Origin of the sequence: Methanothrix sp., assembly GCF_016706325.1 — an archaeon.
Lineage (GTDB): Archaea > Halobacteriota > Methanosarcinia > Methanotrichales > Methanotrichaceae > Methanothrix.
The window spans coordinates 1,495,569-1,509,118 of sequence record NZ_JADJJX010000001.1; the positions used below are offsets into that span (position 1 = coordinate 1,495,569).

At 54.8% G+C, this 13,550-nt stretch carries 13 protein-coding genes; 6 read left to right on the forward strand and 7 right to left on the reverse strand.

Annotated features, from left to right (window positions below; translation table 11 throughout):
- Positions 1–174: 174 nt before the first annotated feature.
- Positions 175–1,233 (reverse strand): magnesium/cobalt transporter CorA, encoded by a 1,059-nt coding sequence (gene corA / locus IPI63_RS07775; protein WP_292477793.1) that lies wholly within the window; start codon positions 1,231–1,233, stop codon positions 175–177.
- A gap of 536 nt (positions 1,234–1,769) precedes the next feature.
- On the opposite strand from corA, the gene IPI63_RS07780 reads away from it, so the two are divergent.
- From IPI63_RS07780 to IPI63_RS07795, 4 genes are all read left to right on the forward strand, one after another.
- Complete coding sequence (locus IPI63_RS07780; protein ID WP_292477794.1) at positions 1,770–2,174, forward strand: co-chaperone YbbN; 405 nt, start codon at positions 1,770–1,772, stop codon at positions 2,172–2,174.
- 74 nt (positions 2,175–2,248) lie between these two features.
- Positions 2,249–3,367, forward strand: coding sequence for a thioredoxin family protein (locus IPI63_RS07785; protein ID WP_292477796.1), 1,119 nt, complete (start codon positions 2,249–2,251; stop codon positions 3,365–3,367).
- Positions 3,368–3,462: 95 nt separating this feature from the next.
- Entirely contained in the window at positions 3,463–3,933 is a 471-nt protein-coding gene (locus IPI63_RS07790; RefSeq protein ID WP_292477798.1) for a co-chaperone YbbN, read from the forward strand.
- A gap of 71 nt (positions 3,934–4,004) precedes the next feature.
- Positions 4,005–4,634: a toll/interleukin-1 receptor domain-containing protein gene (locus tag IPI63_RS07795; RefSeq protein ID WP_292477799.1), complete on the forward strand. Its 630-nt coding sequence runs from the start codon at positions 4,005–4,007 to the stop codon at positions 4,632–4,634.
- Here the strand turns inward: IPI63_RS07795 and mfnA are convergent.
- Positions 4,631–5,767, reverse strand: a complete 1,137-nt coding sequence (gene mfnA, locus IPI63_RS07800) for a tyrosine decarboxylase MfnA (RefSeq protein WP_292477800.1) — start codon at positions 5,765–5,767, stop codon at positions 4,631–4,633. The two genes, IPI63_RS07795 and mfnA, sit on opposite strands and share 4 nt — an antisense overlap.
- 64 nt (positions 5,768–5,831) lie before the next feature.
- Positions 5,832–8,120, reverse strand: a complete 2,289-nt coding sequence (gene ppsA / locus IPI63_RS07805; protein WP_292477802.1) for a phosphoenolpyruvate synthase — start codon at positions 8,118–8,120, stop codon at positions 5,832–5,834.
- Positions 8,121–8,248: 128 nt separating this feature from the next.
- On the opposite strand from ppsA, the gene IPI63_RS07810 reads away from it, so the two are divergent.
- On the forward strand, positions 8,249–9,403 hold the full coding sequence (locus tag IPI63_RS07810) for a molybdopterin molybdotransferase MoeA (RefSeq protein WP_292477803.1): 1,155 nt from the start codon (positions 8,249–8,251) through the stop codon (positions 9,401–9,403).
- 313 nt (positions 9,404–9,716) lie between these two features.
- Here the strand turns inward: IPI63_RS07810 and IPI63_RS12915 are convergent, their stop codons facing one another.
- Positions 9,717–10,085: an AAA family ATPase gene (locus IPI63_RS12915; protein WP_366850736.1), complete on the reverse strand. Its 369-nt coding sequence runs from the start codon at positions 10,083–10,085 to the stop codon at positions 9,717–9,719.
- Between IPI63_RS12915 and IPI63_RS07815 the strand changes: the two genes are divergently transcribed.
- Entirely contained in the window at positions 10,086–10,538 is a 453-nt protein-coding gene (locus IPI63_RS07815; protein ID WP_214066429.1) for a hypothetical protein, read from the forward strand.
- Positions 10,539–10,636: 98 nt separating this feature from the next.
- Here IPI63_RS07815 and IPI63_RS07820 read toward each other — a convergent pair whose 3' ends face one another.
- The 3 genes from IPI63_RS07820 to IPI63_RS07830 form a co-directional block, all read right to left on the reverse strand.
- Positions 10,637–11,608 carry a phosphatase PAP2 family protein gene (locus tag IPI63_RS07820; protein ID WP_292477805.1) on the reverse strand — a complete coding sequence of 324 codons (972 nt, stop codon included), beginning with the start codon at positions 11,606–11,608 and terminating at the stop codon, positions 10,637–10,639.
- 84 nt (positions 11,609–11,692) lie between these two features.
- Positions 11,693–12,691, reverse strand: a complete 999-nt coding sequence (locus IPI63_RS07825) for a mechanosensitive ion channel family protein (protein WP_214066431.1) — start codon at positions 12,689–12,691, stop codon at positions 11,693–11,695.
- A 39-nt stretch (positions 12,692–12,730) separates the two neighbouring features.
- Positions 12,731–13,519 (reverse strand): ABC transporter ATP-binding protein, encoded by a 789-nt coding sequence (locus IPI63_RS07830; RefSeq protein ID WP_292477808.1) that lies wholly within the window; start codon positions 13,517–13,519, stop codon positions 12,731–12,733.
- Between the last annotated feature and the right edge of the window lie 31 nt (positions 13,520–13,550).

Sequence of the window (13,550 nt, forward strand, 5' to 3'; positions counted from 1 at the left end):
CTATCAACTGGAGCACGGGGCTGGGGCAAGGCTTTGGCCCGCTAGGGGGGGCAGCGAAGCTGGGAAAAAGGGGCGCAGGGTCTGAGAGCAGGTCCAGATCCTCTGCGCGGGGGCAGGTGGGCCAGCAGCCGGCAGAGTGCGTCGGCAAAGCCCTCCTGGGTGCCGGCTTCAGCATCAGATCCATTTCTTCCGGTAAAAGTATGCCAGCATCACCACCACCACCAGCAGCATCAGCACCAGGACGGCGGGATAGCCCCAGGGATGCTCCAGCTCTGGCATGTGGGTGAAGTTCATGCCGTAAAGGCCAGACAGGAAGGTCAGGGGGATGAATATGGTGGAGATGATGGTCAGGAGCTTGATCACCTCATTTAGCTTATTGCTCAGGCTGGATAGATAGGTCTCCAAAAGGGAGGAGGACATCTCTCTGAATGTCTCTATGTTCTCGATCACCTGAATGGTATGGTCGTACACATCCCTCAGATAGATCTTGGTGGTCTCAGAGATGAGGTGCGAGTCCATTCTATGCATGCGACTTATCGCCTCCCTCAGAGGCCAGACCGACTTACGCAGAAAGAGCATATCTCTTTTCAGATTGTAGATTGCAGGGAGGGTTCCCTGTTCGGGATTGGAGACCACTGAGTCCTCCAACTCCTCGAATCTGTCGCCCAGCTTCTCCATGATCACAAAATAATGGTCGACGATCAGATCGATCATGGAGTAGGCCAGATAATCGGTCCCCTGCTTTCTTATCCGTCCCCGGGATGTCCTTAGCTTCTCCTTGAGGGGGCGGAATATATCTATATCCTTCTCGCAAAAAGATATTATAAAGTTTTCGCCGAAGATTATGCTCACCTGGTCCATGTCGATATTGAAATCCCCGATCTCATCGTCATCGTCTCCCTCCCCCTCCTCGTAATATAACATCTTGAGGGCTATGAAGATGTAATCCTCATAATCCTCCACCTTGGGACGCTGATCGGTGAGAATGTCCTCCACGACCAGAGGATGCAATCCATAGCACGTTCCAAGCTTCTCCAGTGAATAGACCTGCCGGGGATGGTCTACATTGATCCAGGTTATATTAGGTCGATCCCGGAATATCAGACAATCCTCAACATCATCTGTCTCCATCTCAAGGAAGTGACTCTCATCATAGTTGAACACAGTGAACCTGGGCAGCTCTCGACTCTGCTGTATGTAAGAAGGGAGCGTTGGGCCATTGAGAACGGTCACAGAATCCGATTCAGAGGCCAGGATATCCGAGCAATTCTCGGATTGGGCTGAGGGCTGTATAAGAGGCGACGTATTTTTTGATTCAGGTTGTGAGGTATTTTTTGATTCAGGCTGTGATGCAGTGGAGGATGTAATTGGCAATGAGGGAGGCGATCCCGCGATAGAGGACCCAGCCTGAGCTTCAGTGCGGCCGCTGGATGGATGATCTGGGCGATCTGTTGAGTATTCCTCTCTCTCACCTCTCTGCAAGCCACTACCTCCTTTCTATCAGCTTATCATTGCCCGCCTTTTCTCTTCTATTTCAATTTTTCCTCTGATCCTCTCTACCAGAGACCTCTTAAACTGTCTGTTCAAGAGCGGAGAGGCCGTCTTCTTCCCATTAGCAGAGTGAGGCTGCTCATGATAATAGTTGTGCTCCAAAGACCGGATAAATGGGCCTTTCATTGGATCCCTATCAGTTCAGCATCAGTTTGAGAGCGGCAAATCCCCTTCACTGCCAGAATGCTGATATATCGGTAAGTTCCCAATTTAGCCTCATGCCATTACAGAGGAGTCATAAGATCGCCATAATCGCCGTCGTTGCCCTTCTGGCAATATCTGCGACGGTGGTCAGGCTCGCCCCTGTGAACAATACGGGGCCATCGAGCTCTGCGTTGCTTCAGGATAATTCAAAGTATGTACAGGAGCTGACCGACGAGAGCGTCGATCAATTCTTGAGCAGCAGCACTCTCTCTGTCTTGGAATTTTACTATCCTGGCTGCAGCCCTTGCAACTTCGTTGGCAATGTCACAAGAGAGCTCTCTCATGAGCTCGATGGACAGGTCCGGTTCGGCAGGATGAATGTCAAGGATAAAGGAAACAGCAAGACGATCAAGGATTATAAGGTATCCAGGTATCCTACCCTCCTCATCTTCGACCAGGGGCTCTGGTCAGCAGAATAAATGGCAATAGCAGCAAGTCAGAGCTTCTGGCAGAGCTTAAGGGGCTTAATCCCTCCCTTGATGACAGCAGAGTCTTGCTGCCAGCGGCTGCCGAATCCACAAAGCAGCCGGCCTCTGAGGGGCCAGATGCGGGGGCAGAGAAGAATACATCAGAGAAATGCATACCCTTAATCAAGCTGGGCATAAAGGAGCCAGATCAGGCAATGCTGGTAGATGATGCGACCATAGATTCAGCTATATCTCAGTATCAGCCCTTGCTTGTTGTTGTAGGGTTCACAAACCCCTGCCCTTATTGCGATCTTTTCAATTCCACAGTCTCAGAGCTGGCAAGAGAGCTGCAGGGCCAGGTGGCCTTCGCCATGATAGACACACGGCCAAATTTAGAGAGCCGGGAGAGGTACAACATAACTCGGATACCAGCCACTCTCATATTCAAGGACGGAAGGCTCGCAGGAATGGTGCAGGGCAACAAGGACAAGTCCATAATTGTGGCCAAGCTCAAGGAGATAGATCCGAGCCTGAACCTGAGCAGAGTCTCCCTCCCCCTCTCTCAGCTCAAGCTGACGCCACAAGAAGCATGCGCCAAGATGAATAAGTCAGATCAGCCCCTCCTGCAGGCCTTCGTTGTATCCCGATGTCCGTTCGGCCTGCAGATGCAGAGGATCATGGCCGCTGTCATCAGCGAGGCAGAGGGGTCGGAAGAGCACCTTAAGGTGAGATATATCGGATCTGTGGATGCAGAGAACAACACCATAAGGGCTATGCATGGCGATGTAGAGGCTCAGGAAAACCTGCGCCAGATATGCATCAGAGAGGAAGAGCCCGACAGGTACTGGGATTATATCCGCTGCTATATGAGGGAGGGCAAAGCCAAAGAGTGCCTGCAGTCTGCCTCAATAGATGTGGGTCGGCTCGAATCATGCACCAACGGCTCCTCCCGGGGCGTGGCCTATGCCCGGGAGGACTTCGAGATAGCTGAGAAGTTCAAGATAACAGGCTCGCCAACATTGCTCATGAACGATGAGATCGTCAGGGAGTCTCACTTTGCCACCAATACCACCAATGCGCGCAGCCCTGAAGCATTGAAGGAGCTGCTCTGCTGCGGCTTCAAGGAGAGGCCGGAGTTCTGCTCCCTCACACTGAATGAGAGCCGGGCGGCGACGATGTTCTCGGCCGCCCGGCCGGAGGCATGAGCGGGAGGGCCGCCGCCGATATGCGAGCCGGGATCATTATCCAAGGAACCCGGCCTTTCACTGGGCCAGAAAAAGAACTAGACAGAGGCGATACTTTGCATATCAGAACAGAGATAAAGCGGATGATGATCACCTATCTTATAGCGGGCGCATTGCTCTCGCTATCGAGCATAACCCTGGCTGGCGCAATCATTGATTCGCAGCCTGTCGACAGTGCCGTCCTGCAGTTGGATTACAGCACCATAAATGAGACCATTGCCAGGTATCCATTCTTCGTCCTGGTCATCCACAAGCCTCTATGCAATCCCTGCGAGAGGATGGAGGCGGCAATCCATGAGCTATCCCTTGAGCTGGAGGACCAGGCAGCATTCGGGATGATAAATGGCAAAAATAACCCTCTCGCCGAGAAGAGGTATAACGTCACCGGTCATCCCACGCTGCTTGTGTTTGAGAACGGAACTCTGGTGGAGAGGAGTGAGGGGTTCGCCTCCAAGAGGTATATTGTAGAGAGGCTGCGCCTGGCTAAGCCGGATCTGAACACAAGCCAGGTCACATACAATCAGTGATCGTCCAGGGCCAAAAAATCTTTTCTCTTTTTTTGACTCAAACACCGTAGCTGCAGTTATCTTCTTCTAGTTTGGACGAGCTGAGATATCATGATGCCAAGATGATCTCTCGAATCTATATATCCCACGATCCGGATGACGAGGACCTGGCCCTTCGGCTCTCCCTGGCGCTGGAACGGGTGGGCCTGGAGAGCTATTCCGCTCTGTACAACCAATCTCCTGCTATCGCTCTTGCCGATAGGGTCTCCTTTGCCATAAGAAACTCAGAGTGCCTGGTGGCCCTGGTGACGCAGAAGGGCAGCCGATCTCCTCTCCTTTGCCAGGAGATAGGTCTGGCCAGGGGAATCGATCTGCTCATCATCCCCCTGCAGGAAGAGGGCGTGCAGCTCCCTTTTCTCATCGATTCACTGAGACCTCTGTCCTTCAGAAGGGAGAGCTATGCTGATGCCATCGGCATCTTGATAAAGACCATCCGGGAGTTGGGCCGCCTGGAGTGGCTGAAGGTGGTCTGCCCCAGATGCGAAGAGGAGATGACCCAGTATCTGACCGACCAGGATGAGGTGGACTCTGCTCTGGAAGGGAGAACCTTCCTGGAGACGATCTGCAGCTACTGTCAGAATGCAATCCAGCTTGACCCCCGGACCTTCGAGCCTCTTTCCGGCAGGGAGGGGATGGCCGGATCCAGAAAGCTCGATTTTTAATTGATATCGGCCAGAATCTCCTTCAGGTCTGCCAGAAAGAGATCGATGTTCTCATGGCTCATATGGGTCATAAGGATCAGCCTCAATGCCCTCTTCGGCTCCCTGGTCATGGATACGTGCCAGTCGCGATCCATCAGCCTCTCGCGAACCTTGGGAGGCTGGGGAACCTGCAGAGCAACCACATTCATCACCGGCTCGATCAGGGGCTCCACTCCGATCTCTCTTGCCCCCCGGACCAGATGGCGTGTCAGCTCCATGCAGTAGCCGACCATCTCCCTGAATCCCTCCCTTCCCAGATGCATCATCACTGCATAGGCGGCCGCAGCGGAAGCCCCGCTCCTGGTGCCGGTCAGGGATGTCTGCTTGGCCCGGGTGAGATAATGGGTCTCTGTCTCCAGGGCATTCATGCAATCCTGGTTGCGGAAGAGCAGGCCGCCGGCAGGTATAGTGGCCAGTCCCATCTTATGGGGATCTATGGTGATGGAGCTTACTGCAGGCAAAGAGAAGTCCCACTTGAGGCCATTATCCAGAAAGGGGAGGACAAAGCCGCCGAAGGCAGCATCCACATGGAGGTGAATCCCCCATTCGCTGGCGATATCCGCCAGCTCTTCTATTGGATCCACCTGGCCAAACTCAGTGGTCCCTGCTATTCCCACCAGGGCTGCTGTCTGCTCATCGATCAGCGCCTCAACAGAGCTGATGTCCACTCTGAGATGAGAGTCGAGCTCTGCTTTGCGCACCTCCAGGGATAGAAGGTCCCCTATCTTGTCAAAGGAGAAATGAGCCGATGCAGGAACGATGATATTCCCCTCTCTCTTGCCAGACCGGTTTTTGGCTGCGCGGACGGCCTGGATGTTCGACTCCGTGCCGCCAGTGGAGATGTAGCCCTGGGCCTGAGGGCAGCCCAGGAGCTCTCCCAGCATCCGAACTGTCTCCTCCTCCAACCCCGCCGTCCCGGGGAAGAGCCCGGGATCTCCCAGGTTGGTCTCCAGGAACATATCATGGGCCCTCACAGCTATGGGGTGAGGGCGGGAGCACATGGTGGAGAAGAACCGGTCGTAGCTGTAGTCATGCTCTTTCGTCCTCGCCAGACTGGCGATCACCTCATCTGCGGGAAGAGATCTCTCTCTCATCTTCGATCCTTGACCTGGCCTGTTGGCATCCTCGGCTCTTTGATTGATCTGCTCTTCTGTGTATTCAGTCCTTATTTCTCAGGGCATTCATGATCAGGATCTTCTCGCTCCTGGCCACAGTATCCCTGACGATGGCTACAGCATCGATATTGGCGGATATGCTGGTGATGCCCATCTCCACCAGCCTCTTGGCCATCTCCGGATAGGAGCCCGCCTGGCCGCATATGGAGGTCTTGACCCCCGCCTCCCGGCACTGCTCCACCACATACTCGATCAGTTTCAGGACGGCGGGATGAAGCTCTGAGAAGAGCCCGGCCACATTCTCATTGTTCCTGTCTACAGCCAGGGTGTACTGGGTGAGATCGTTGGTGCCAAAGGAGATGAAATCTATTCCGTCCTCAATGAAGTCCTCTATGGTCAGGGCCGCTCCAGGGGTCTCGATCATGATCCCCACATCGATCTTATTCAGGTCCAGACCCTCTTCCCTCATTAAAGCTTTGGCCTTTTGAAACTCGCTTACATGCTGGACCATGGGCAGCATGATTCCCACATTGGTAAGGCCCATCTCATGCAGCCTCTTGAAGGCTCTGACCTCCAGGCGGAAGTGATCGGTCTCAGTCATATCCCTTCTGATGCCCCTCCAGCCCAGCATGGGGTTGTGTTCATGAGGCTCGCCCTCTCCTCCCTCCATGGCCCGGAACTCGTCTGTGGGGGCATCCAGGGTGCGCACCCAGACCGGGCGGGGATAGAAGACATCAGCAACAGTCTTGATGCCATCGACCAGCGCTGATATGTACTCTTCGGTCTTCTCGTTCTTGATATACCAGTTGGGGGTCTTGCCCATGCCTATGATCATGTGCTCGATCCTGAGCAGCCCCACTCCATCGGCCTGAGTGGCGGCTGCGGCCTCTGCCCGGTCCGGCTCGCTGACATTCACCTTGATCTCCGTTGCCGTCACTGGCTTGGAGTAGAAGATGTCTCCTGCAGTTGTCGGGGCGGCAGCCTTGGCCGGGGCAGCATGAGCCACCACTCCCTCGTAGATGATCCCCTTGCCTCCATCCACTGTGATCTCCATGCCGTCCTTCAGCGTGAAGGTGGCTTTCTTGGTTCCCACCACTGCCGGGCAGCCCAGCTCGCGGCTGACGATGGCTGCATGGCTGGCCATTCCCCCCTCATCAGTGACTATGGCCCCCGCCCGCTTCATCCCCGGAACCATATCCGGCATGGTCATCTTGGTGACCATGATATCTCCCTGCTTGATCTTATCCAGTTCTCTGCCGCTGCTGACTATCTTCACAATACCACTGGCCACACCCGGTGCCGCTGCCAGACCATTCAGGAGGACCTTGCCGCTGCCAGATTCGACTGCTTTTAATCCGGCGGCCTTCATCCCGCCGCTGATGGTGGTGATGGGGCGGGATTGAAGGATGTAGATCTTCTCCCTCTCCACCCCCCACTCGATGTCCTGGGGGAGGCCGTAGTGCTCTTCCAGGATCTCTCCGTACCTGGCAAGCTCGATGATCTCCTTATCTGTCAGGACCACTGCCTCCTTCTTCTCAGCAGGGACCTTGGTAGTGGTGGTCTTGAGGGTCTTGGGATCTTTGGTGATCATGATCTCTTTGGTGGCGATGTACCTGTCCACTATCCTCTTTGTCTGCCGGTCCACGACATAGTTGTCCGGAGATACACTGCCACTGACTACGGACTCTCCCAGACCCCAGGCGGCCTCGATGACCACCAGTGGCTCGCCAGTGCTCGGCTGGGAGCTGAACATCACCCCTGCCTTCTCTGAGTCCACCATCAACTGTACTATAGCGGAGAGATTGACTTTGTCGTGCTCGAAGCCATGCTCCACCCGGTAGAAGATGGCCCGGGCGCCATAAAGAGATGCCCAGCACTTGCGCACAGCATCGAATACCTCCTCAGCGCCCCGCATATTGAGATAGGTCTCCTGCTGGCCGGCGAAGCTGGCTTCGGGCAGATCCTCGGCGGTGGCACTGGACCTCACAGCCACGAAGACCTCTCTTCCCTCCCTCTTGCATAGCTCATCATAACGGGCTTTAATGGCCTCTTCGATATCCTTTGGTACCTTGGCATCCATGATGAGCTTTTTTGCCGTCTCCTCTGCTCGATGCAGCTCAGACGCCTGGTTCACATCGACGTTGAGGGCCTCAAAGAGCTCATCGGCAATCCCCGCCCGGTTGATGAAGTCTCTGAAGGCCTGGGCTGTGACAGCGAAACCGCCAGGAACGGGAACACCTATATTGATCATCTCACCGAGGCTTGCGCCTTTGCCACCGACAATGGAAAGATCTTCCTTGCCGACATCCTCCAACCATATAACAGCATCCATCAAATCACCCGCCCGATATTACAGGCCAGTTACGCCCACATCTCCCTCATGACATTATATGAAGCTTTCACATGATATATAGAATATATACAAAAGCATTTATCAAGGATCATTCCAGTCTGAATTGCATGTTCAAACGCTTCTCCGGGGCAATGGCAGCAAGAAGGATGCTTTTGGAGCGATCTCTTCCCTTAAAGGATGTCGAGGAGCTTGATACCTCTGGGGCTGTGGATCGGGTGGCGGCTGAGGTGATCTGCTCTCCTGCCAGCCTCCCCTCCTTCGACCGTTCGGCCATGGACGGCTATGCCGTTCGATCTACTGATACCAGGGGAGCCAAGCTGAATGCACCCCGCTTTATTCAGGACTTCATTCCTCTGCAGACAGGGATGATGGTTCCTGAAGGATATGATGCCGTGGTGATGCTCGAGGATGCTCGGATTCGGGGCGAGGTCTTGGAGGTGACAGCCGAGGCTCATCCCTACAGGAATGTGGCCAGGGCGGGGGAGGATGTGATGGCCGGAGATGTGATCTTCTCTGAGGGGCACAGGCTGCGTCCCCCCGATCTTGCCCTTCTCTCTGCTCTGGGAATAGGGCGGGTCAGTGTCTATGCTAAACCGGATGTGGTCATCATCCCCACAGGCGACGGGCTGGTGGATATTGGTGCGCGCAGCCTGAATCCCGGTGAGGCCTATGAGATCAACGGGCTCATGGCCCGGCTTTATGCCGAGAGATGGGGGGCGGATGTGCAGAAGATGGAGACGGTTCCGGGCGATGCAGAATTGATTCGCGAGGCCATTCGCTCAAACCTGGATGCCGACATGATCATAATCATCGGCGGGAGCAGCGTAGGGGAGAGGGACTATGCCCCTCGGATCATCTCGGAGATGGGTGAGCTTTATGTCCACGGGGTGCGCCTGCAGCCGGGCAAGCCCACGGCATTGGGAGTGATATCGGGAAAGCAGGTGATCTGTCTGCCCGGCTATCCAGTGGCTGCGCTCTCCAATCTGTATCTATTCGTCCGTCCGGCCATAAAGAGGATGGCCCATCTGAGTGATAAGCCGCCCCGGGTTCAGGGCCGCTTGGTCCGCAAGATGCCCTCCAAGCCCGGCTATCTGAGCCTGGTCCGGGTGGCCATCGGGGAGGACGGTCAGGTTGAGCCCATAATGATCTCCGGGGCGGGGATACTCAGCTCTGTCGCCCGCGCGGACGGCTTTGTGGTTGTGCCCGAGCCGCTGGAGGGATTTGAGGAGGGGGATATGGTGGAGGTTGTTCTTTACGAGTGAATCGTCCCGCCATTCCCTAGCTGATGGGCCGCGGTTCTTCAATCACGGGGAGGGGGATAGACCGGGTAGCAATGGGACAGCGAGATGATCTGCTGCTATAAGCATCGGATGATTGATCAGGCCTAGATTTGGCCCCAGGTCAGCCGGAGTGACATCGATGCTGGATTTATCCATTATCCGCTTCATGATGCGCCAGATGGCAGACTCTCTCCGAAATGTCCTCTCCTTCCCATCTAGGCAATGCGGCCACTGCCAGGATAGTTCATCATCAAAACGGGATAACGCCTGATCTCCAATGATCAGGCGGATTCGTTCATCGATCTCCTCTGCATGGGGATCCTCTGCAATATCGCCTAACGCCGCACAGCAGAGGATCTAAGCTGCCGCAGATGCTCTTGCTGTGATCTCCGTCTGGCCAGAATTCCTCCAGCTCCTCTTCATCCAGAAATGAAGCTGTGAGGTTAGCCTGGGAGTCGATGTCTGAGGGCAATGCCTTGAGCCCCAAATCGGCATACATACAGGTTAAGTGATGGACTTGAGATCTCTTTCCCACTCCGCCCTTGTTATTGAGAAAAAGCTCGTCAGCAATATTGCATCCATTGCTGATCGCATATGATCGCAGCCTATTAATAGGAATAATTTTATTAGCAATCCTGCGAGAAGACCGAGGCGCTTCAGACAAATGCCCAGCACAAAATATACCAGAATAGAGATCACCCCCGAGGCTTACAAGGCCCTTGAGGTGGAGGCTATTTTACAGGAGAAGACATTGAAGCGGCTGGCCTCAGAGCTGATCATGCGGGGCATCTCCAAAGAGGCTCTTGATTTTATCAGAAAGGCGAAAGAGTCTAAGAAGGCCCGCCGGGCTCCGGGCAGCAGCGCCATGGAGGGCGCCATCCAGGAGATCGGAGCCACAGGGATGAGCTTCGACCAGAGCATCCTGGCGAAGATGCACGATGTCGTCCAGGCTGAGGGCTACTCCGGAGGAATGCTATATGCCGCCCAGAACACAGCCTCCATACAAAGAGATGAGCTTCACCGGGTACTGAACATATGCGAGCGCAACGGCCTGACCAACATCCTGGCTGCAGATATCATCCTGAACCTCAACAAGATCGAGTCCGGACTGAGATGAGGATCCAATTGAGAGATTAGAGATGAATAGAGAAATAAATCTTGAGTCCTGCTCTCTGATTGGCAGAGGCATCCTGCGCCGGCATCCCTTCTGCCCATTCACCGGTCAGCAGGCTCCTCCCTTTCAGCTAGGCCCAGGCGGATGAAGATCAATGGCGCCCCCAATGTGACCCAGAGGCCTGCCAGGGTGATCATGATATAATTGATGATCCAACCGACAGCATGCATCTGTGCCTCCCTCAGAGCATGCCAGATCAAGACCACGCCCGCCATTCCTAAAAGATAGCATGCCAGACGCCTGGATAGCCCGTCCACCCTGAATCCTCCCCATCTATTCAGAATGGCATAGCCAGAGGAGACTCCCAGCATCATCCCCGCGGCCAGGAGAGCATCTACTGGACTGAATGGGGCGATGGTCTCTCCCCCTGCTCTCAGGGCATTGGCCTCCCAGGCCGGGGGCACCTGCCAGCCTGCCACACTGGCCCGGCCCAGGAGATAGAGCAGAATGATGGCAAGAGAGGCCAGGAAGGCGAGGGCTATCTGCCCTTTCAGATCCATCCTCCCTATCCTCTCTTCCAAGACAGGCATCGCCCTGATGAACAGGCCCAAGAACACTGCGCCTGCGGCCCAGCCGACAAGCACATCCCCCAGGAGGTGGGCCCCCAGGTATGCTCTGGAGATCCCTATAAAAAGACAGACGCCAGCGGCCAGGGCAACGGCCCATCTCTTGTGGATGAGATGGGCTGTCAGCCCCCAGATGGAGACGGCATTCTGGGCATGGCCGGAGGGCATACCAAAGGAGGGCTGAGTGCTCAACGCCTTGACAGAGGGATCTATCCAGTAGGGGCGTGGGCCGTGCAGGACGACCTTCAGGGCGGCATTCAGGCCGTGGCTTGCGACCAGTATCAGCCCCACTCTGAAACCCCTCGGCGCATCCCAGCACCAGAAGAGAAAGGGCATAAAGAGGAGCATGAACTCCAGTGATCCCAGAAAGGAGGCGAACCTCATCATGGGAATGGCCCATTCATAGCTTTGCAGAAATAAGATTATGGATAGGTCTGTGCTGATCATATGCCTTGCAACCCTTCAGGGAGGGGAGAAAGATAAACTTATCTCTTTTAAAAATCCGGCTGCCTCTCCCAGCCCTCTCCCGGCTCATCCCTCTTCTGGGTGTTGGTCGTCCTCCGCACCGGGATGGATTGAGGGATCGGCCAAATGCTTTGCTATTATGACATTCTGATAGGGATAGGGGATCTCAATTCCCTCTGCATCAAACCTCTTTTTGACTGCCTCCCTTATATCACAACCGGCATCATATGCCACCCCCCGGCTGGGGGCATAGAAGGTCAGGCGCAGGGTCATGGCGAAGTCTCCCAGCTCAGTGAGGCGGACGTTGATGCCCCTCTCCTTCAGCACATTGGGATGGTCCTCGACCACCTCAGTGATGATGCTTCGCGCCTTATCGATATCCGCTGAATAGCTAATTCTGAAGATGACCGGCCAGACCGTCTCGGGATTGTTGATGCTCCAGTTGACGATGAAGTCAGAGCCCATGAGCTTGTTGGGCACAATTATCCTCCTCAGATCCGAGGTGCAGATTATCGTGTGGCGCAGGGTTATATCCTCGATATAGCCGTACTCGCCTTTGAAGTCGACATAGTCGCCGATGCGCACTGGCTTGAAGAGCGCGAGAAAGATCCCGGATATTATATTGGAGAGGGAGTCCTGGGCGGCAAAACCAATGGCCAGGGTTGCCACCCCCGCCCCGGCCAGCATGGCGATGGCAATTCTGTTCAGGGAGGGGATCAGGAGTATGGTCATCAGGATGCCGACGGTGTATATCGCGGCAACGATGAGCCTGCGGGTCAGGGCATGGGAGGTCTCATCGAACTCCTTGCCTATCCGGCTGGACTCCATGATTCTGGGTATATGCTTCTCCAAAAGCTCATTGACCAGCCTGGCGATAATAAAAGTTAATATAATGATTATAGATACGGATATGATGGTCGAGATGAGATATAATATGTTCTCTGCCAGTGCGCCCCCAATGTAACGTATGTATATGTATTTTATTATTGCTATAAGGTCCTCGGCGGGCCCCTGCCCGGTCAGTTGGGCAGAGAATCCGAGTTTATCTGCAATGGGGTTGACCATTAAGTAAATTTTGACATCTGAAATAGATAAAGGTTTGTATCACTCGCATGCAGCCGCCTCTGCCAGCGAGCGTATCGGCACCACATAAGGCCTGTCCATAGCATTCATTATCATGGCCTCTATGCCATAGACCTGGGTGATATTGATCTCATTGAGGAGGGCCTTCGGCGCTCCGGCGGCATAGACCTTGCCATCCTTCAGCATCACCAGCTTATCTGAGAAGCGAGAGGCCAAATTGAGGTCATGGATGGCCATGATGGCAGAGATCCCCTTCTCCTTGACCAGGCTGCTGATGGTCTCCATCACCTCCAATTGATGGAGCATATCCAGGTTGGACGTGGGCTCATCCAGGAGCAGTACAGATGGTTCCTGGGCCAGGGCGCGGGCGATGAGGACCTTCTGCTTCTGGCCACCGGAGAGTTGGGAGAAGTCACGCATGGCCAGCTCCTCAAGGTGCAGCCTCTCCAATACCTCTGCCACTATGTCCAGGTCTTTATCCTGTACCCGCCAGCCGATATGGGGCCTTCTGCCCATGAGGACGGTATCAAAGACTGTTGTGGCCAGGGGGGTGGAGCTGGACTGGGGCACATAACCGACCTGTCTGGCCACCTCCTGGCGGCTCATCCTCTCGATATCCCGGCCATCCATGAGGATGCTTCCCTGGGGCTTGAGGATGCGGACCATGCACTTTAATAGAGTGGTCTTTCCCGAGCCGTTCGGACCCACCAGGCTCATGACCTCTGAATCCTTCACATCGATGTTTATTCCATCCAGTATCCTGCGGCTGTTATAGCCGAATACGAGGTTCTTGACTGCAATTTTCACCAAGGGATATCCTCCTCAGAAGGCTGGCCGGCTG